The following is a 19700-nucleotide window of genomic DNA, read 5'->3' on the forward strand; positions in this document are numbered from 1 at the left end:
TTTCTAGACCCCCTTTAACTTAATTTCTTTTCTAAATGTCTCATGTAATAACTTAATGGCATCGTGATAATTAAATATAACACCCCAACGATAATGTACGTGTTGATTGTATCAAATGTTGTTGATGCGATAATATCACCTTGGTACATTAAATCAAATCCAGCAACGAAGGCTAAAACTGAAGAGTTTTTTACCAAATTAATGAACTGATTACCCAAAGGTGGAATCACATATTTAAATGCCTGGGGTAAAATAATATGAAACATCGATTGCATGAATGTTAACCCGTTTGAGCGAGCACCTTCCATTTGTCCAGGATCAACAGCTCTAATCCCAGCACGAACTGTTTCTGCAATAAAGGCAGATGTGTAAATCGTTAGTCCGATTGTTCCAGCTGTAAATCCGTTGATATTCGTAACGTACATAGGTACCACAACGTAGAAAAACATTGCAACAACCAATAACGGAATATTTCTAAATATTTCAATATAGATACGTGCAATAATTTTTAAAATTCGATATGGCATTTCTTCCAAAATTGCAAAGAACGAACCTATAATTAAACTAAAAAATAATGCGAGTACACTTGAACACAATGTATAGCCAAGTCCTGTTAATAAGGCTTGCCAATGTTCTGTAAAAATCGTAATCATTGTTGACTCGCCTCCTTCACACTAAATCCTGGAATATCGCCAAACCATTTGTTTAATAATTTTTCATACGAGCCATCGGCACGCATTTCAGCTAAAGCCTTATTAACTTCATTCTTAAATTCACCTTGGCCTTTATCAATCGCAATTCCGTAAGGTTCATGCGTAAAAGTACCACCAACAACAGCAAAATCAGAATTCTCTTTAACCATCCCATATAAAATACCATTATCAGTTGTTAAAGCATCACCTTGACCAGATTTTAGTGCGGTTAATGCTTGCGCATAATCATCTAGTTCCAGCACTTCTGCTTTAGGTGCATACTTCTTCATGTTAATAACTGAAGTTGAACCCTTAACACCTAAAACAACCATACCGTCTTTATTCAAATCTTTTACGGATTTAATTGAGCTTGTTCTTTTAACTAAAATAGCTTGTCCGGCAGCAAAATAAGAGTTAGAAAAATCAACTTGTTTTTCACGATCTTTAGAAATGGACATCGTCGCAATAATTGCATCAATATTTCCATTTTTCAAAAGTGGAATTCTTGTTTTACTTGTTACCTGAACAAAATTAGCTTTACCATCTTTACCTAAGATTTTTTTTGTCACTGCCTTAGCAATATCAATATCAAATCCTTGGATTTCACCGGTTTTGATGTTCATTAAACCAAATAACTTCGTATCTGCTTTAACACCCCAGTTAATTGTTTTTGTTTCTTTAGCTGTTGTTGCAATGTTGGCTTTACTTTGCGCTCCACAGCCTGCAATAACTAATACCATAGCTATACTCATAAACAATAAGCTAATTTTTCTTAATTGTTTCATATTTTAATCCCCACTCTCACAGTCTTGAGCTCCTTAATGTTTAATAATTTTACTCAAGAATTTTTTTGCACGTTCTTCTTTTGGATTGTCGAAAAATTCTACTGTTGTATCATCCTCAAGAATTTGACCATCAGCCATGAAAATAACACGATCGGCTACTTCACGAGCAAAGCCCATTTCATGAGTTACAACAATCATTGTGATCCCATCATTTTTAGCGATATCTTTCATAACTTTTAAAACATCGTCAATTGTTTCAGGATCTAATGCAGAAGTTGGTTCATCAAATAATAGCGCCTTAGGTTTCATAGCTAGACTACGGGCAATGGCAATTCTTTGCGATTGTCCACCTGATAACATTCTAGGATATGATTGTGCTTTATCATCAAGTCCAACTGTTTTTAATAAATCCATTGCGATTTTTTTATTTTCAGCTTCATCCCGTTTTAAAACTAAACGTGGTGCAAGCATAATATTTTCTAAAACAGTTTTGTTTTCGTACAAGTTAAAATGTTGAAATACCATCCCAACATTTTTTCTGATTTTATCAATATTCGTTTTCTTATCTGCTAAATCAAAATTATCAACTAATAGTTGCCCCTCGTTAACTTGCTCTAAACCATTGATAGTTCTGATTAATGTACTTTTTCCAGAACCAGATGGCCCGATAATAACGACGACTTCGCCTGCTTCAACTTTTAAATTGATATTCTTCAATGCGTGAAATTTATCGTAATATTTCTCCACATTTTTAAATTCGATCATTGCCATACTCTCAATCCCCTTCTCTTAACTCTTTTATTCTTTTTTGTGATACTTTAATTATACTACCAAATGGATGTTTAATTGCAGTCTTTTTTAAATGTACCATATAATCACAAAAAAAGTGATAGCAATGTAGTTATTTGCTATCACTTTTTTACTAATTTTCTTTTTCTTTATAGGCAATTTGAACTTTAACGTGAAATTTATGTGATTCTTCAATAACTGATGATCGACCAGCAACCTTCTGATTACCACCATAAATAGTTGCTGTTGCTAAGTAAATATCATATTGTTCTTTAGCCGTTTCAATATCAGATAAACCAACATGGGTTAGGCGACCAATCAATTGTTTATCAATCTGATTCATTCCAGCGTAAACATTCATTTTTTCGTCTTCTATTTTTAATTCAAAAAATGGAAAAGCAACGGGCTGTGCTAACTCTGACACTGGTTTTCCTGTTTTCTGAATTTCTTTTATAATAGCATCATCTGACAATCCATCATAATCAAAATCTGAATACTTAACTTGCTTCATTTGATCAGCAATTTTTTGAATACTTACTTTTTCGTTTCTATTTGTCCTAAGTGTCGCTGGCATCAGCATTTTAGAATCAAATAGGCCATTCGTTTGAACATAACCTGGTTGCATTCGGCGACGTTTATCTCCTTCAATTTCTTCCTTAGGCGGTCCGCCCAACAATTTTTCAATTTTCGGTGAAGGATCAAATTTAGTTGTTTTATTTGTAAAATAATGAATAACATTTAAAACAATAAAATATAATAAAACAAAAAAAGCAAGAATAAACAAACTACCTCTAACATAATAACCATTTATGAAATATCGTGATGCGATATACAATAAATACCAATTACCAAGAAAGCCTAAAACAGTATAAATTCTATTTTTTAATTTTAAATTAACATTAATAAACCCTAAATAATGGTTTGCTAAATCTAGTAAACTAAACATTTATTTACCTCCTAATCCTTAGTCTGTATTTGTCGTTTCTGCACTGGCTTTGGCTTTGTCAGTCGTTACCGTTTTAGTATTCTTCACGCTACTACTTGTGCTTGTTGCCGAGCTAGCTTTATCCGCATTTGTATCAGTATCTGTACTTGTATCAGTTGTGTCATCGGTACTTGTTTCCGCGCTCTTATCATCCGTTGTATTATCGGCACTTGTACTTGCTGATTTGTTTGATGTTTCATCGGCAGCACTTGAACTACTAGACTCATCTTTTGAACTTTCTGATGAAGAGGACGAATCAGAAGAACTCGTCTCAGAAGATGAACTTACTTCTTTGGAACTCGAATTATCGTCTACTTTAGGTTTAGTTTCCGACGGTGATGAAGCTACTGAAGAAACTGTTGCTCCTTCGTTTGTATTCGTTGTTTTGTTAACAACAACGTTAGTTGCGCCCAATGCAAGTACGATAGAAACAATTGCAAAAGGTGTTATAAATGGTGGCGTTCTATATGCCATTAACTCTCACTCCAATTTTGTACTTTTTCCATTAAACCATTTGTTATTGAAGTTTATTCGAAGATAAACTTAATTTTTCGATAATTTTTTTTGGCATTCATCACAAATCCCATGTAATTCAAATTTATGTTCTTCTATTTTGTAACCTGGTAACTGTTTTACAAAATAATCTAGCGGACAGCTATCAAGTTCAACCACCTTACTACAAGAAGTACAAATAAAATGATGGTGATGTTTGTGACTAAAATCACATTGATATTTTACACAGGCTCGTTCACCATTCATCCGTTGCTCAACAAGACCCATTTCTTTAAATTCTTTGATATTTCGATAAATTGTATTATGACTCATCCCTGGATATTTATTTCTCATATAGTCATCCACAACTGTAACGTCAACATAAGCTTCCTCATACTGACTTAAATACGTTAATAAACTTTTTCTTTGTTTCGTAATTTTATATTTATTTTCTTTTAGTATATGCAATGCATCATCAATTAATTCAGTCAAAAGGCTTATCTCCATTTCTAAATAATAATGGTTACTCTTTAAGAAGAATACCATATCAACTAAAAAAAGCAATCACTCTTAACCTAATGATTGAATTAACTGATCAATCTGTTTCTTTGCGTCAACTAAATCGTCATTAATAATGACATGTGCTATACCTTCAAGATCTGCTGGAAGTTTCATGTCTCGTTTTGCTTCACCAGAATCTAAGCGTAAACTTCGATTTCGAATCGTATCTCCCCGTTTAATTAACCGATCTTGTAATATCTGATTATCCGATACAGACAAATATAAGACAACTGTTTCTTTTGGTAATTCTTTTGAATACGTGATGGCACCTGCCGTATCGAGTACAATTGTCGCATTTTTTGCCTCTGACCAAGCAGCATCTATCGCTTCTCTTGATGAACCATAGTAATGGCGATCATACTCAACATGTTCTAAATAATGAAAATTAAAAAAAGTTTCATCGGATTCAAAATAATAATCGCGACCATTTTTTTCATTAACTCTTGGTTGCCTAGTTGTGTGAGTAATCACCTTTTTGGCATCAAATTGCTTGGTTAGATAGTCTCTAATCGTCGTTTTACCTGTTCCCGGAGCACCCGTGATCACGAATATTCGTTTTTGCATTAAATCATCCCTTTATCGTTTTTAGACTTCTTCATATTATTTAAAAAATTTTTGGTTAATATAAAACAAATGACTTGCATTCATTTTATGTACGTACTATACTAAGCTTCTACTAAAGAAAGTAGAATGCGCTTTCATGGTAGTAAGATATAGAAATACGGAGGATACACACTTATGAAATTTGGAACATTTAGTAAAAACTGGTATACGATTTCTTTAGACACTGAAAAACAAATCTTTATTGCTAGTTCAAAAAATAATCCAGCCATTTCAGGTTCTGGGGTAACAATCGAAACAGCCGTTTCCAACTTATCAACAGAAATGAAATATGTTCAATCTGGACAATTTGTATAGAGGGTAAATGTGAGCTCACGCACATCAACCCTTTTTTATTTGGACTTTTTTACCGATTAAACCTTACCATCAATCGCTTAATGGGTACGTATAATAAACTAACAATGATAATTGTCGAGATTGAATTAACAACAGTTGCAGGTAAACTTAAAAACGCCTGAACAGCGGCGACATTAAAACTAACACCTTTAATCATTGCTTCACCAATCGAAACTAAATATGATGTTCCTATTTTACCAATTCCTGCCGTTGCAGCAATAATGATAATCCAATATTTACCATGATAATTTTTTAATCCTTTCGTAACAACCGTAATTAGTAATGCAATAACCACTACTTCTAGTACAGTAAAATATGACGTATCTGCATAACCATTCAAAATATCAAATAATCCCAGACCAATCGCTCCTGCAATTGTGCCATAACTAAACCCTAAAAAAATCACGGCCAATGCTGCTAGTGAATTACCGAAATGAATAAATGGTTTTCCCACCATAGCTGGGATTGGTATTCTAAAAACTGAGATACCTATATAAATAATTGCCGCAAATAATCCCGCTAAAATAATGCTTCTTAATCTTTCATTTCTCATTTTATTTTTCCATTCTATCGTTAATATCGGGTAAAATACTCATAAAATTAACCCCTAACCTTTGATCAAGTCCTTCATTATCAGAATTACTCATCGCTTTCCATGTTACTTCTACTGCAAATTCCAATGCTTCCCTTAGTGAATGACCATTCATTAACTCACCCACTACGCAGCTTGCTAGCAAGTCTCCTGTCCCAAAATAATGATTCTCACGTTGTTCTTTTAATACCCAACCTGATTCGCCTTCTTTTGTTAGAAAAACAACACCAATTTGATTTTTCTGGTTTGTAACTCCTGTAATTATAACCGCTTTTAAATTTAATTTCTTTAATAAACGTGTTAGTAACTTTTTAATTTCTGCCTCGCTAGGATTTTCCTGATAATTACAGTCTGCCAATAAGTAAGCCTCTGTTAAATTGGGTAAAATTAAATCTGCTTGCGTTAAACATAACATGCTTAATTCTTCTACATAGTCGTTTGTCAGTCCTGAATATAACGTGCCGTGATCAGCCATAACTGGATCAATAACGGTGAGTGCTTTATCATCAGATAACCTATCTAGTAGAATCCCCATCATTTTAATACTTTCTGCCGTCCCTAGATAGCCCAAATATGCGCCCGTAAATTGAACTGGAATAGTTGCCCAGTGTTCTTCAAAAGCTTTTATAAATGGTGAGATGTCTACCTTCATTGGTACTCCAAATCCACCTGTATGACTACTTAATAACATTGTTGGCAATATTGTCGTCCGTTGTTGATAACTAGCTAAAACAGGAACCGCAATCCCTAATGAAACACCACCAACACTAGATAAATCTTGTGCAATCAATAATTGTTTCATTATTCCACCTTCTTCATTTGAAGTTATTTAATTCATTATAAAATGAATACGCCAGAATAGCGATATTTAGTAACCATTTAAAAATAAAAAACTGTTGAAAAATTAGCACTAGGCTAGTTCCTCAACAGTTCAACTATTTCTTCAATTCAATTTTATTTTGTCGACCAATCGCATGTTTTAACATAAACGGTGCTACGATAGTTGAAATAATAATTACCATGATAACTGCCGAATAGTATTCCGTCGACAACAAGTGTGCGGTATACCCAATTTGGACAATAATCAAAGCCATTTCGCCACGAGAAATCATCCCCGCACCGATTACATATGCACTATTTAAATCAAATCCAAGTAACCTAGCACCTAATCCACCACCTAGTAATTTTGTGAGGACGGCCAAAATCGTTAAAATAACGATAAACCAAATATTTTTCATAAATCCATCAAATGACATGCTTAATCCAATACTCGTGAAAAACATTGGAATAAAGACTGCATAACCAATTGGTTCAATATTGGCATCAATTTCTTTTTTATACGGTGTTTGTGCCACTGCAATTCCTGCAAAAAAGGCACCAACAACAGCACTTAACCCCACTAAGTCAGCTAAGTAGGCCATACCTAGACAGATAACCAGTGACATAATCGTAATCGATGAGCCAACTAATAATCGTTCACTTAATCTCATCAAGAAAGGCGCCACCCACTTGAATAGGATTAAAATACCAATGAAGTAAACAAATTCTAATAAGAAGCCAATCCAAATGTTAGCTTGTGCGCTATCACCGGTACTTGTAATATTACCAAATACACTAACTAATACACTTAAAATAACAACAGCTAAGATATCATCCACAACGGCCGCACCTAGGATTGTTGCACCTTCTTTTGAATCTAATCGTTTTAATTCTTTCAAGACTTCGACGGAAATACTAACTGACGTTGCCGCAAAGATAACACCTAAAAATAAAGCCGATTCAAATCCAAAATTATAAATTCGACCAAAGTAATAGACAACTAAGATAGGGAAGACAACACCTAAAGTCGCAACTGATAAGGCCGGTTTTAAATACTTTTTAAGTAGATCTAAATCACTTTCTAATCCCGCCATAAACATTAAAATAATCACACCAATTTCTGCGAACATCGCAAATAAATGATCTGAATGGACCCAATTCAACATTGCTGGTCCAAGTAAAACACCAACTAATAATTGCCCGATAACACTAGGAACACCAATTCGTGTGCTGACATGACCCGCAATTGATGTTGCCACTAATACTAAACAAATCGTTCCTAAAAATGCCATTATTTCTCCTCTCACTTGTCACTATCTATATTAACCATAACATACATTAAAAATAAAAAGCAGCAAATTCCCTCTCGGAATTCACTGCTTATGATTCACTTAATTAAATTAAGCTTCTTCACTGTTAAAAATATATTTTGCTGCGAATGCTGCAATAGCACCACCAACTAATGGTGCAAGAATAAATACCCAAAGTTGTGAAAGTGCATCGCCACCGGCATAAAGTGCAGGTCCAATACTACGAGCAGGGTTAACTGAAACCCCTGTAAGTGGTAAACCAACAAAGATAAGTACTGTTAATGTTAAACCAATCACAAAGCCAGCAATATTACTGTTACCAAATTTTTCACTCGTAACCATCAAAATAATAAAGATGAATAAGAATGCGAATAAGGCTTCAACGAAAAATGCCATACCACCAGGAATTGTTGCATAACTATTTGAACCAAAACCATCAGCAACTTTTGATGTATCTGTCATTGATGAAATAATCATCTTAACCACGCTAGATGCTACAATCGCACCTAAGATTTGACTAACCCAGTAAGCAACCATATCAGTCAATGACATGCGCTTGTTGATGTACATTGCTAATGAAACAGCAGGATTGATGTGTGCACCTGAAACAGGTCCAATAGCATAAACCATCAATGTAATAGCTAAACCAAATGCAAGTGCAATAACAAGTGGGCTACCGTTACCTAACGTAACTGCCCCTGTACCAAATAATACCAAGAAAAATGTGCCGATAAATTCAGCAATATAATTTTTATAATTCAATTTTAAATCCCCCTATATTAGTATCTCTTAATTATACACATAACCATAAACTCATTTCAATTATTTTTTTATTTTTAATTTTTGAATTAAAACCCATGCTGTAATTGGAACCGCTAGAATAACACCTATAATAGAAAATAAAATCATTATTAATTCTGCAACAAAAATTTTATCATTTATAATATCTGCGAATGTAGCATGCGTCTGTACTAATAAAATAAATAGCGCTAAAAAGCCACCAAAGAAACCAAAAAATAGTGTATTAAACGTTGTTCCAATAATATGTTTACCAATACTAATACCAGCTGCGTATAACTTTTTTAAATCAATTGTTGGTGTTTGTTCAATAATCTCATTTAAGCCAGCCGAAATTGCAATCGCACCTTCAGCAATTGCGCCTAAAGTACTAAAAATAGCTGTTGAAATCGCTATTTGCATAAAATTAGCGCCTACTAATAACGAAAATGCTTCTATTTCTTCACTATCTTCTGCACCAAAACCTTGAACTGCAGCAAAATGTTCAACTGGAATAATCAAAAGAACGAGAATAACCAGAACAATTAACGAAGCATAAAAAGCAGTTTCAGTAACTTGCACATTATCATCACCAAGAAAAATCGTAATAGCTAAAATAATAATGCCATTAATTAGGGTCACTGCTACCGGCGGAAATCCTCCCGTAATTAAAATAATCGTAAAAAATAACATGATAAAATTAAAAAATAAGCTTAAAAATGAACGAACACCATTCATTCCTCCAACAATGACCATTAAGACAAATAAAATGGCACTTAACCAACCAATTGTAATCATAATGTGTCATCCCCTTTGATTAATCGACTTGCAAAAAAACTTGCGACAGGTATCGCAATGACAATCCCAATACCGCTGATTAATGTTTGGACAACTCCTAAAGCCATGGTCCATGAAAAAGTATAGCCAATTGTATTGGTCGTTCTAAAGTACAAAACGGCAAGTGGGAAAATGTCAGCAATAAAAATTAAGAATAAGACGTTAATTAATGGTCCCATAATCGATTGTCCAACCTCACGTCCAGATTTAAAAAGTTCTTTCGATGAAATAGTTGGTTGTTCTTTTTTTAATTGAAATAGTGTTGCAACGATATCTGTCGATTCATCCATGACAGCCCCTAGAGAACCTAGTAGTGTGGCAGCAAGGAATAGTTCCTTTGGCGCTTGCGTTGCATAAGATAGAGCTTCGTAATGCATCCCTTGATCATTTGTCAGTTTTAAAATAATGACACTAATGATTAACGATAAACTAGTTCCCGTCAAAGTTGCCAATAACGTGACCAGCATCTGTCGATTAAAGCCAATTACCAAACTCAAGGTCAGTACTGCAAATATTAGAGCAATACCTGCGAAAATCCAAAAGAAGTTCGTAATATTAACGAATATTTCAAATTTAATGGCTAAAAAGAAAATAATCATATTTAAGACGATACTTAATACAGCAATCATGCCACTAAACTGCATAAATCCTACCAGCATACTAACGGCAATCCAAATTAATATGGCCACGACGACATCTCGTTTGAACCCATCAATAATACCAGTTAATCCACTTTTATGAGGATTAATCGTTACAAATACTTGATCATTTTTCTGGTATTTTTGATCATTTGCGCGAGATGAAGAATATGTATTTGGTAGTCTTATTTTTTGCCCTTTATACTTACCATTCATCACAGTTCCAAATAATTTTTGTTTAGTCTGTGTATCTTTATTTTCAAATTCATCTGTTACTTTTTCAGTTTTTTCATCCTTAACCTGTGTTATTTTAACAATCGTATCTGAATACAGTGCTTGATCAAATTTAACACCTATTACGAGTATGCCACCGATAATAATCGTTAGAATTAAAATAATGTTCTTCTGAAGTAACTTTTTCATGGGTTCACACCTCATTTATTATTAATACACTTCCACCAGTTTAACATTTTACAACAAAAAAAGTCCGACCAAAGGCCAGACTTTAATCTATCTTATTTTAACTTTATAAAGCTTTGAAACAGCTAACTATTATCTACTTAATAGACATGTCACGATAAAATAATGTCGTTCCATATGGGTTAATGTGTAATCCGGATGCATCTGGGTTCAATAAGTAGGCCATTGCACCTTGGAAAACAGGTACTGTATAAGCATCTTCTTCGACCAATTGCTTTTCAGCATCAATCAAGCTATTCCAACGTTTCGTTGGATTTGTTGCAAATTCATTTTTAGACTGATCGATATCTTTTAAATATTGTGCATTTTTGTAATCGGTATTTAAATGATAAGCGCCACCATCATTAATAAAGTTAATTGGATCAGCATAATCTGGTGTCCATGTCCCATAAACGATATCAAATTGGTAAGCCGTTGTTGCTGCTAATCGCGATTTAATTGGAATATTACGTGCGTTAATTTTTAATCCAGGTAAGTTACTCTCTAACTGCGCTTGCAAGTATTCAATCACTTGTTTAGCTTCTGGCGTATCAGAACCCAATATTTCAATTGTTAAGTCCTTCTTACCGATCTCTTTAAGTCCTTTTTCCCATTCTGCTTTAGCTTCTTTTTTATTAAAAGCAAGCAAGTCTCCTGCTTCTTTACGGTAATCTTCCCCATTAATCGGATTTGACACAAATTTAGCTGGGACGATTCCATTTAATGCAGATGAACCATCATTAAGAATTTTGCTAGCTAATAATTTTTTATTAAATCCTAGCGCAATTGCTTTACGAATATGTTTATTACCAGTTGCCTCACGCTTAGTATTAAAACCTAAATAACCAATCATTGGTGTTTTACGTGTTGCGAACCCTTTTTCATTCTTATATTGTTTAACATAATCATTTGCTAACATTGAGAAATCAATCTTCCCTGTTTGATATAACTTGCCAGCAGTTGCACCATCTTTAACAACTTGAACGTCAACTTTAGCTAACTTAACTGATTTAGCGTTCCAATAACTGGTATTTTTAACATATGACCATTTGTTATTAGTTCCTTCCCAATCAGTTAATTTATAAGGACCATTCACAATCATATGTTGTGAATCCGTTGCATATTGACTACCTTGTTTTTTAACGTAAGCTTCATTTTGAGGTACAAATGGTGCACCCGTTAATACTTCTGGTAAATAGCTAATTGGTTGTGCCAGAGTAACTTCTAATGTTGTTTTATTCAGCGCTTTAACACCTAACTTATCAACGGCCATCTTGCCATTTCGGATAGCAAACCCATTTTTAATAATATCAATTCGTTGTGAATTAGGTGATGCTGTTTTAGGATTTGCTAGTTTTTGCCAAGCGTAAACAAAGTCATTTGCTGTAACAGGAGTCCCATTTGACCAGTTCTCAGCTCTTAATTTATAGGTGTAAACTGTTTTTGCTTTGTTAACCGTCACACTTTTTGCTGCAGCTAACACTGGTTTATTTTTTTGATTATACGTATACAATCCTTCATAAACGTTTTGTATTGCTTCAACACTAAATGTATCACTGTATTTAGTAGAATCTAAAGTGCCTAATTGATCAGTTACAGCCACTTTTAATATGTTATCGTCTTTCGTCGCTGTTTTTGAACAAGCAGCTAGCACCCCTATAAACATGATACTTAAAACTACCGCAATTTTCCTTCTCACTTTAGACACTCTCCTTTTTTAGTTACCTTAATGTGATTAACTTTACCTAGTTACTTATTTTTTGTCAATAAAGACGTATCATTTCAACCAACTTTACATTTAAGCTATACTTAACCCAGTGTCTTACTCAATTCTGAAAGGAAGTTTTTGACTTATGAAAAATAATCAATTTGCTAACTATACACCTACTTTTGAGACACAAATAAAAGAACTTAAAGCTATTAATTTGTATATAGCCTCCGAAACCAATCCTACACATTTATTTGAACAATTACTCAATAAAATTCTCATCGACTATCAAACAATCGGTGCGAAACAACAAAAAATGATGTCCTTATTAGCGACAGAATCCATTTCTGTTTATGAATTTTTTACTACAAAAAAGGAATTAACACCTGTTATCTTTTATAATGTTGCATTACAGTTACTAGAATTTGAAGTCGATGTCGATTTCAAAATTGATGACCCATTTACGGCAATGGCTAAAATTCAGTTACCTTCTATTGAAATTATTGAATCCGTTAATGATTTTTGGTCCGCATGGTATCTCTTACTGACAACACATACCAAAAATGGCCAAGTCTTCACAGATACACTAGCAAATAAAGGGTACTTTGTTTCATTTTATAAAGATGCGAAACCTTTATTTTTCAATGGAAAAGCGCAACCTGTTTTTGATACAACTAAACTGATTCGTGAAGTCGTCTACGTTGAAGCCCCATTAGATACTGACCAAGATGGTCAACGTGATTTATTAAAAACAGAAATTTTAAGACCACTAGTTACATCCGGACTAAAAGTACCTATTCTTTATACAGCAAGTCCTTACAATCAAGGCACAAATGATGATTCTGAATTAATGCGCAACGTTGATATCCCGCTTACCGAAAAACCAGTTACTGAATTAACTGAATCTGATATCACCTATAACTATCAGAAATCCAACTTACCCGAACCACGATCAATCCTCTCAGAATCAACAGAAACTGAGCAAACCTTTAGCCGTGAATCTTCGTATACATTCAACGATTACATGCTAGCTAGAGGATTTGCAATCGTCTATGCAGCTGGTATTGGTACTCGAGAATCAGATGGTATTCGTACTTGTGGGAGTGTTGAAGAAACGGTATCAACCGTCGCCATTATTGAATGGCTAACGGGACATCGGCAAGCATTCACAAATAAACTCGATAATCGATCAATTAAAGCCACTTGGAGTAATGGTAACGTTGCTATGACTGGTAAATCTTACCTTGGTACGCTTGCTACTGCAGCTGCAACAACTGGTGTATCCGGCTTAAAAACAATCATTTCTGAAGCCGCTATTTCAAGTTGGTATGATTATTATCGTGAAAATGGACTAGTCGTCGCGCCTGAAGCTTGCCAAGGTGAAGATGCAGATGTTTTAGCTGCGCTTTGTTTAAGTCGCCAAAAAGATGCCGCCGACTACGCTAATATTCAAGACTACTTTGACAAAGTTATGAATCGATTATCTATAGGACAAGACCGTGCATCTGGTAATTACAATAAATTTTGGGATGAACGTAATTATTTAAACCAAACTAAAAATATCAAAGCAAATATTGTTATGGTCCATGGTTTAAATGATTGGAACGTCAAACCTCGCCAAGTTGAACAACTTTGGCAAGCATTACGTCCTTTACCTATTGTTAAAAAATTATTCTTACACCAAGGTAAACATATCTATATCAATAACTTTCGCTCATTAGATTTCACTGATATGATGAATTTATGGTTATCAAATCAACTTTATAATATCGAAAATGGTGCTGAGACACTTATTCCCAATGTCACCATACAAGATAACCTAGAAGCTGAAACGTGGCACACTTATGATGATTGGGCAGACCCGGATTCTCCTACCCAATCCTATCATTTCCAACAAAATAAATTAACACAATCAGTCACATCAGATGCTCACCAATTTGCTACTTTCAAAGATAACTTACCAACTGACCTTTTTAACAACTACGTCAGAGATAATCATCTTTGGAATCAAGCTTTAGTTTCAACTAAAGAAACAGAAATGGCTAAAAATAGAATCCAATTAATCTCAGAACCATTAACAGAACCGCTGTTTATTTCCGGTTCTGCTCACATAAAATTGTCTGTTGCAGCACTACAAACAAAAGGGCTCATTAGTTGCATGCTTATCGATTATGGTGAAGAAAATAGACTCACCCCCGTGCCATCCATTCTCAAACGAAAATCTTTAGATATGGGATTTCATTGGCGTGAAGATGATTTGGTTGAATTTACTAAAAATCCCACAAAAACTCCTTGGAAAATGATTTCCAAAGGTCATATCAATTTACAAAATAGGACAAATCGTTATCAAAATGATTCTGTCCTTCCAGGAACTTTCAACACAGTAGATTTTGATTTACAACCAACTGCCTATCACATTAAGGAAGGTCATCAGATTGAATTAATCATTTACGCAACAGATTTTGGGATGACTTTACGAAATAACGATTCAGATAGTTATACTATTAACTTAGCTAATTCGCGTCTTAAAATTCCTTATCAATCTGTTAGTACAGTATCATTATTCTAAATAAAAAAGAAAATCATCAAAAAAATTATTGATGATTTTCTTTTTTTATTTATCAATATCTACGTATTAAGTAATGAGACAATTCGCACACAAAAATAACTTTAATAAATCCAACAATCAAAAATGGTAAAATACCTATTAAAAATGCTTGTTGCATCGAGGTTTGTTGGTAAACCATTAACCAGATTGCTCCTAAAACTAATTGCACACTAGCACCTAATAAATTCCCCATGTACAACTGCCAACGACCATTACCATACCATTTTAAAAACAGCCCCGTTAAGATAATATAGGCTAAAAAACCAAATAAATAACCACCTGTTGGTCCAATTAAAGAAAAAAGTCCCGAATGAAATCCAGCAAAAACTGGGATTCCTATTAATCCTAATAGGAGATAAATGCCCACCGCTTTTAATCCTTCTTGAACCGGTCTCAAACTCGATAATAATCCGATAAAAATGGTTTGTAACGTTAACGGGATTGGCCCCAATGGAATGGTTAACTGGGATAAAACACCCAAAACGGCTGCTAACTCTGCTGCTATAATTAATTGTTTTAACTGTTTATTTTGTCCCATTTGTTAAGCCTTCCACATTCACCTTTGTAATTTCACCAGCCATATAAGTCGTTATTTGCCCATTTTTATCTCTCAATACCAACTGTCCATCATCTTTAATTGTTTCAACTGTACCAATAATTTCTTGATGACCACTTTTTAAAGTAACTGTCTGTCCAATAACTAGTGACCGTTTACGATAATCATTCATGAAGTCACCATTTTGGTAATTCTGATAGATTTGGATAAATTGATTGGTAATTTCAGCAATCAACTCATTCCGTGTGACATTATTCGATTCATCAATTAATGAACCCACTTTATCTTGTAACTCTGGAGATAATTTTTTAAGGTCTGTTTTAAAATCTAGCCCAATCCCTATAACTAAGCTTGTCACTTGCTGCGTTTCAAAATCTGTGACAGCCTCCGTTAAAATCCCGCAGACTTTTTTATTTTGATAATAAATATCATTCACCCACTTTATTTGTGGTTGAATTTTCAATTTATTTTCTAAAGCATAACTAACCGCCATGGCAGTTGCTGTCGTTAGCTGACCAACATCTTTGATAGGTTGATCAATTCTCAATAAATAACTGATATAAATCCCAGTCTCTTCTGGTGATTCAAATGTTCGACCAAATCGACCATATCCTGCTGTTTGACTATTGGCCACTATTAACAGTGGACCCTGTATATCGGGCTGGCTTGAACGCTCTTTCGCCAATACATTGGTAGATGTCACTTCATCAAATAATTCAATTTGCATCATGTCAGTTGTTAAATAAGATTGAATTAGTTGTGCGTTCAACTGATTACCATCATTTAGACTATATCCTTTTTGTGGAATCGTCTTAATGTCAAAACCCTGCTCTTGTAAACTCTTAATAGCCATCCAAATAGCAGTTCTCGAAACGCCAAGTTTTTCAGCCAATAGTTCTCCCGAAATAATAGTATCTTGTTGTCCAGCTAATATTTTTAGAATACTGTCTTTAGTTTTCATTTTACACCGTTAACCTTTTAATTTTATTAGTTAACATAACTTTAAGCTAACTCACTAAAATATGCAACTAACACTCTTAAAAAAATACCATCCTCACTTTCATTCTGGTAAATAATCATAAAAGTGCTATGATTAATCTATTCTTAAGAAATTAGGTGGATTAATATGGCATACGGAACGAAAATTATTACGTTAGATAATGGTTATCATCTCTGGACTCATACTGAAGGACAAGGTGATATCCAACTACTTTGTCTACATGGTGGGCCTGGTGGTACACATGAATATTACGAAAATTTTGCTGAAAAATTAGCACCTCTTGGCGTTCAGGTTTCAATGTATGACCAACTCGGTTCATGGTATTCTGATCAACCAGATTTTACTAAACAAGAAAATGTTGATAAATTTCTTAATATTGATTACTTCATTGATGAAGTTGAAGAAGTCCGTATTAAATTAGGTTTAGATAACTTCTACCTAATTGGTCAATCATGGGGTGGTGCTCTTGTTCAAGAATACGCCTTAAAATATGGTGACCATTTAAAAGGTGCTATTATCTCAAGTATGACTGATGATATTAACGAATATTTAGCAAACGTTAATGCTATTCGTGCTAAAGAATTGGATGCTGATGCGCTTGCCTACATGCAAGAATGTGAAAAAAATAACGATCTTGATAATGACCGTTACCAAGGTTATGTCGATATTTTAAATGACGGCTATGTTGATCGTAAAAAGCCAGCCCAAATTTCTCATTTAGTAAGCACAATGGCTGAACCCGTTTATAATTACTTCCAAGGTAACAATGAATTCGTTGTGACTGGTAAATTAAAAGACTGGTCTACTCGTGACCGCATTAAAAATATTACTGTCCCAACATTAATCACATTTGGCGAACATGAAACAATGCCTTTAGCAACAGCTAAAAGAATGTCAGAAACAATTCCACATGCTCGTCTTGAAACAACTCCTGAGGGTGGTCATCATCATATGATCGATAACGCTCCTGTTTACTTTGATCATTTAAGTACCTTCTTATCAGATGTTGAAAACGACAATTTTAAAGATTAAATTAAAAAATACCACCATTGATAACTACTATCAACGGTGGTATTTTTTTATCTCTTAATCGTGTAACATCATTGCATTAATTGCAACAACAATTGTACTTAACGACATCACAACTGCACCCACTAATGGACTTAAAATAAAGCCAATTGGTGCTAAAACGCCGGCAGCCAATGGTAATGCAATAATATTATAACCTGCACCCCACCAAAGATTTTGAATCATTTTCAATCTTGTGTTTCGACTTAATTTCAAAAATTTTATGATATCCATCGGATTACTTTTAACTAATATAACGTCTGCAGAGTCGACAGCAACATCCGTACCTGAACCAATTGCCATCCCTATTGTTGCACTTGCTAAACTAGGCGCATCATTAATACCGTCACCAACCATGATAACGTTATGTCCTTCGCCCTCTAACTGACTAACAATTTTAGCCTTATCTTCAGGCATTAAGTTAGCACGAACATCTACAATACCTAGTTTTGCACCAACTTTATCAGCAGCTTGTTGATTATCACCAGTTAACATAATCACTTTGATATTCATTTTTTCTAATTTTTCGACTAAACCAAATGATTCTGGTTTAATTTGATCCCCTTGAGCAACATACCCAATCACTTTTTCATTTTGAATTAAATAACTAATTGAATCTCCTTCGTTGTCAGAAGCCATTTCATCCGTTAATAACTGTTGTTTATTAACATAAGCTTCAGAAACAATTTTGAATGCATCATCGTTAATATGTCCTTCTAATCCAACACCATTAATTTGTTGTGTTTCACTTGCAGTTGGAATCTCAATTTTTAAATCTTCTGCTTTTTGAATGATTCCTTTACCCAAAGGATGTGTCGATCCACGTTCTAACGACGCCATCAATCCGATAATTTCTGATTCAGAAAACTGATCAGTAAATGTTTTATATCCGGTTACCACGAAATGACCTTCAGTTAAAGTTCCTGTTTTATCAACAAGTAATGTGTCAATTGTGTGTGCAACTTCTAGCGCATTTCTATTTTTGATTAATAAGCCATTTTTAGCTGATAAAGAAGTACTTCTCGCAACAACTAATGGAATGGCTAAACCTAAAGCATGTGGACAAGCAATCACTAGAACAGTTACAAGAATTGATAATGCCTGACTAAATGTCCCTGTAATTAACCATACAATGAATGCTAAAATACCAACAGTCATGGCAGCATAAAATAAATATCCCGCAACTTTATCAGCTAACGTTTCCGTATCTGATTTTTCTGACTGCGCTTTTGTGACTAATTTAACAACTTGAGCTAAGTAACCTGTTTCACCAGTTCCCGTTACAGTCATTTGGATTTCTCCATTACCATTAACTGATCCACCAACGACTTCATCATCTACTACTTTTTCAACTTGTTTCGATTCACCAGTTATCATAGCTTCATCGACGCTTGTTTTACCAGAAATAATTGTTCCATCAGCTGGAATCGTTTCATTTCCTTTAACTAACAGAATATCTCCAACATGAACATTTGTTAAATCAACATCTTCAATTTTTTTATTTTCTCTAACGATATGTGCTTGTTTAGGTAAGAGTTGTGCTAATTTTTGAACAGCATCTCCTGCTGACATAACAGCGTTCATTTCAATCCAATGACCTAACAACATAATGACAATTAACGTTGCTAACTCCCAGAAGAAATCCATAACATGATGACTTGGATCTACAAGATTATTCATCACAACAGCATATAAGCTATACAAGTATGCCACACTAATACCCATTGCGATTAAGGTCATCATTGCTGGCTTTTTATCTGCAAGCTCCATCTTTGCACTATCTAAAAATGTTTTACCGCCATAGAAAAATAATCCAGTACCAATAAGTGCTACAACCCAATCAGATCCAGGGAAAGTAAACTGTAAGGGTAAGTTAATCCCCATCATAGGTGTCATTAAAACAATAGGAATTGCTAAAACTAAAGAAATCCAGAATTTCAATTTTAGATTTCCCATATGCATCATGTGCCCACCCATGTTCATTTGATCGTGGTCCATTCCTTCCATATCCATGTGATCCATACTCATGTGGTCCATATTTTTCATATCCTTATGATTCATATTCAT

At 34.2% G+C, this 19700-nt stretch carries 20 protein-coding genes; 3 read left to right on the forward strand and 17 right to left on the reverse strand.

Going from position 1 to position 19700, the window contains the following annotated elements; all coding sequences use genetic code 11:
• Positions 1-14: 14 nt before the first annotated feature.
• The 7 genes from AC1RPU_RS00510 to AC1RPU_RS00540 all read right to left on the reverse strand — a co-directional run bounded on the left by AC1RPU_RS00510 (position 15) and on the right by AC1RPU_RS00540 (position 4868).
• Positions 15-653 carry an amino acid ABC transporter permease gene (locus AC1RPU_RS00510; protein WP_481760929.1) on the reverse strand — a complete coding sequence of 213 codons (639 nt, stop codon included), beginning with the start codon at positions 651-653 and terminating at the stop codon, positions 15-17.
• Positions 650-1477 carry a glutamate ABC transporter substrate-binding protein gene (locus AC1RPU_RS00515; protein WP_481760930.1) on the reverse strand — a complete coding sequence of 276 codons (828 nt, stop codon included), beginning with the start codon at positions 1475-1477 and terminating at the stop codon, positions 650-652. Before AC1RPU_RS00515 ends, AC1RPU_RS00510 begins: the two co-directional genes overlap by 4 nt.
• Positions 1478-1510: 33 nt before the next feature.
• Positions 1511-2248: an amino acid ABC transporter ATP-binding protein gene (locus AC1RPU_RS00520; protein ID WP_409021667.1), complete on the reverse strand. Its 738-nt coding sequence runs from the start codon at positions 2246-2248 to the stop codon at positions 1511-1513.
• A gap of 151 nt (positions 2249-2399) precedes the next feature.
• Positions 2400-3212: a DUF6681 family protein gene (locus AC1RPU_RS00525; RefSeq protein WP_481760931.1), complete on the reverse strand. Its 813-nt coding sequence runs from the start codon at positions 3210-3212 to the stop codon at positions 2400-2402.
• Positions 3213-3230: 18 nt separating this feature from the next.
• A complete protein-coding gene (locus AC1RPU_RS00530; RefSeq protein WP_481760932.1) occupies positions 3231-3725 on the reverse strand; it encodes a hypothetical protein in 495 nt (164 codons plus the stop codon).
• Positions 3726-3794: 69 nt separating this feature from the next.
• A complete protein-coding gene (locus tag AC1RPU_RS00535) occupies positions 3795-4235 on the reverse strand; it encodes a Fur family transcriptional regulator (protein WP_409021670.1) in 441 nt (146 codons plus the stop codon).
• Positions 4236-4313: 78 nt separating this feature from the next.
• A complete protein-coding gene (locus tag AC1RPU_RS00540; protein WP_481760933.1) occupies positions 4314-4868 on the reverse strand; it encodes a guanylate kinase in 555 nt (184 codons plus the stop codon).
• A gap of 174 nt (positions 4869-5042) precedes the next feature.
• Between AC1RPU_RS00540 and AC1RPU_RS00545 the strand changes: the two genes are divergently transcribed.
• Positions 5043-5222: a hypothetical protein gene (locus tag AC1RPU_RS00545; protein ID WP_409021673.1), complete on the forward strand. Its 180-nt coding sequence runs from the start codon at positions 5043-5045 to the stop codon at positions 5220-5222.
• A 49-nt stretch (positions 5223-5271) separates the two neighbouring features.
• Here the strand turns inward: AC1RPU_RS00545 and AC1RPU_RS00550 are convergent, their stop codons facing one another.
• The 7 genes from AC1RPU_RS00550 to AC1RPU_RS00580 all read right to left on the reverse strand — a co-directional run bounded on the left by AC1RPU_RS00550 (position 5272) and on the right by AC1RPU_RS00580 (position 12392).
• Positions 5272-5814 (reverse strand): ECF transporter S component, encoded by a 543-nt coding sequence (locus tag AC1RPU_RS00550; protein WP_481760934.1) that lies wholly within the window; start codon positions 5812-5814, stop codon positions 5272-5274.
• A gap of 1 nt (position 5815) precedes the next feature.
• Positions 5816-6655, reverse strand: coding sequence for a pyridoxamine kinase (locus tag AC1RPU_RS00555; protein WP_481760935.1), 840 nt, complete (start codon positions 6653-6655; stop codon positions 5816-5818).
• Between the two features lie 133 nt (positions 6656-6788).
• Positions 6789-7964 (reverse strand): cation:proton antiporter, encoded by a 1176-nt coding sequence (locus tag AC1RPU_RS00560; protein ID WP_481760936.1) that lies wholly within the window; start codon positions 7962-7964, stop codon positions 6789-6791.
• A gap of 108 nt (positions 7965-8072) precedes the next feature.
• Positions 8073-8744, reverse strand: coding sequence for an MIP/aquaporin family protein (locus AC1RPU_RS00565; RefSeq protein ID WP_481760937.1), 672 nt, complete (start codon positions 8742-8744; stop codon positions 8073-8075).
• Between the two features lie 60 nt (positions 8745-8804).
• Positions 8805-9557 (reverse strand): YibE/F family protein, encoded by a 753-nt coding sequence (locus AC1RPU_RS00570; protein ID WP_481760938.1) that lies wholly within the window; start codon positions 9555-9557, stop codon positions 8805-8807.
• Positions 9554-10657, reverse strand: a complete 1104-nt coding sequence (locus tag AC1RPU_RS00575; protein ID WP_481760939.1) for a YibE/F family protein — start codon at positions 10655-10657, stop codon at positions 9554-9556. Before AC1RPU_RS00575 ends, AC1RPU_RS00570 begins: the two co-directional genes overlap by 4 nt.
• 133 nt (positions 10658-10790) lie before the next feature.
• Positions 10791-12392 carry a peptide ABC transporter substrate-binding protein gene (locus AC1RPU_RS00580; RefSeq protein ID WP_481760940.1) on the reverse strand — a complete coding sequence of 534 codons (1602 nt, stop codon included), beginning with the start codon at positions 12390-12392 and terminating at the stop codon, positions 10791-10793.
• A 154-nt stretch (positions 12393-12546) separates the two neighbouring features.
• Between AC1RPU_RS00580 and AC1RPU_RS00585 the strand changes: the two genes are divergently transcribed.
• Positions 12547-14970, forward strand: a complete 2424-nt coding sequence (locus tag AC1RPU_RS00585) for a Xaa-Pro dipeptidyl-peptidase (protein WP_481760941.1) — start codon at positions 12547-12549, stop codon at positions 14968-14970.
• Positions 14971-15022: 52 nt separating this feature from the next.
• Here AC1RPU_RS00585 and AC1RPU_RS00590 read toward each other — a convergent pair whose 3' ends face one another.
• Both AC1RPU_RS00590 and AC1RPU_RS00595 read right to left on the reverse strand, forming a co-directional pair.
• Positions 15023-15547, reverse strand: a complete 525-nt coding sequence (locus tag AC1RPU_RS00590; RefSeq protein WP_481760942.1) for a biotin transporter BioY — start codon at positions 15545-15547, stop codon at positions 15023-15025.
• Complete coding sequence (locus tag AC1RPU_RS00595; protein ID WP_481760943.1) at positions 15534-16526, reverse strand: biotin--[acetyl-CoA-carboxylase] ligase; 993 nt, start codon at positions 16524-16526, stop codon at positions 15534-15536. The genes AC1RPU_RS00590 and AC1RPU_RS00595 overlap by 14 nt, the downstream gene beginning before the upstream one ends.
• 165 nt (positions 16527-16691) lie before the next feature.
• Here AC1RPU_RS00595 and AC1RPU_RS00600 point away from each other — a divergent pair, with 165 nt between their 5' ends.
• Positions 16692-17597, forward strand: a complete 906-nt coding sequence (locus AC1RPU_RS00600; protein ID WP_481760944.1) for a proline-specific peptidase family protein — start codon at positions 16692-16694, stop codon at positions 17595-17597.
• A gap of 54 nt (positions 17598-17651) precedes the next feature.
• On the opposite strand, the gene AC1RPU_RS00605 is transcribed toward AC1RPU_RS00600, so the two are convergent.
• The gene (locus AC1RPU_RS00605; RefSeq protein WP_481761140.1) at positions 17652-19679 is read right to left on the reverse strand and encodes a copper-translocating P-type ATPase; all 2028 of its coding nucleotides are present in this window, start codon (positions 19677-19679) and stop codon (positions 17652-17654) included.
• Between the last annotated feature and the right edge of the window lie 21 nt (positions 19680-19700).

It is taken from the genome of Dellaglioa sp. CoH-55-MRSF-7 (assembly GCF_056782235.1).

Bases quoted from the DNA above. Each gene is read 5' to 3' on its own strand.
- AC1RPU_RS00510 (WP_481760929.1), bottom strand. From the start codon at position 653: ATGATTACGATTTTTACAGAACATTGGCAAGCCTTATTAACAGGACTT.
- AC1RPU_RS00515 (WP_481760930.1), bottom strand. From the start codon at position 1,477: ATGAAACAATTAAGAAAAATTAGCTTATTGTTTATGAGTATAGCTATG.
- AC1RPU_RS00520 (WP_409021667.1), bottom strand. From the start codon at position 2,248: ATGGCAATGATCGAATTTAAAAATGTGGAGAAATATTACGATAAATTT.
- AC1RPU_RS00525 (WP_481760931.1), bottom strand. From the start codon at position 3,212: ATGTTTAGTTTACTAGATTTAGCAAACCATTATTTAGGGTTTATTAAT.
- AC1RPU_RS00530 (WP_481760932.1), bottom strand. From the start codon at position 3,725: ATGGCATATAGAACGCCACCATTTATAACACCTTTTGCAATTGTTTCT.
- AC1RPU_RS00540 (WP_481760933.1), bottom strand. From the start codon at position 4,868: ATGCAAAAACGAATATTCGTGATCACGGGTGCTCCGGGAACAGGTAAA.
- AC1RPU_RS00545 (WP_409021673.1), top strand. From the start codon at position 5,043: ATGAAATTTGGAACATTTAGTAAAAACTGGTATACGATTTCTTTAGAC.
- AC1RPU_RS00550 (WP_481760934.1), bottom strand. From the start codon at position 5,814: ATGAGAAATGAAAGATTAAGAAGCATTATTTTAGCGGGATTATTTGCG.
- AC1RPU_RS00555 (WP_481760935.1), bottom strand. From the start codon at position 6,655: ATGAAACAATTATTGATTGCACAAGATTTATCTAGTGTTGGTGGTGTT.
- AC1RPU_RS00560 (WP_481760936.1), bottom strand. From the start codon at position 7,964: ATGGCATTTTTAGGAACGATTTGTTTAGTATTAGTGGCAACATCAATT.
- AC1RPU_RS00570 (WP_481760938.1), bottom strand. From the start codon at position 9,557: ATGATTACAATTGGTTGGTTAAGTGCCATTTTATTTGTCTTAATGGTC.
- AC1RPU_RS00575 (WP_481760939.1), bottom strand. From the start codon at position 10,657: ATGAAAAAGTTACTTCAGAAGAACATTATTTTAATTCTAACGATTATT.
- AC1RPU_RS00585 (WP_481760941.1), top strand. From the start codon at position 12,547: ATGAAAAATAATCAATTTGCTAACTATACACCTACTTTTGAGACACAA.
- AC1RPU_RS00590 (WP_481760942.1), bottom strand. From the start codon at position 15,547: ATGGGACAAAATAAACAGTTAAAACAATTAATTATAGCAGCAGAGTTA.
- AC1RPU_RS00595 (WP_481760943.1), bottom strand. From the start codon at position 16,526: ATGAAAACTAAAGACAGTATTCTAAAAATATTAGCTGGACAACAAGAT.
- AC1RPU_RS00600 (WP_481760944.1), top strand. From the start codon at position 16,692: ATGGCATACGGAACGAAAATTATTACGTTAGATAATGGTTATCATCTC.
- AC1RPU_RS00605 (WP_481761140.1), bottom strand. From the start codon at position 19,679: ATGAAAAATATGGACCACATGAGTATGGATCACATGGATATGGAAGGA.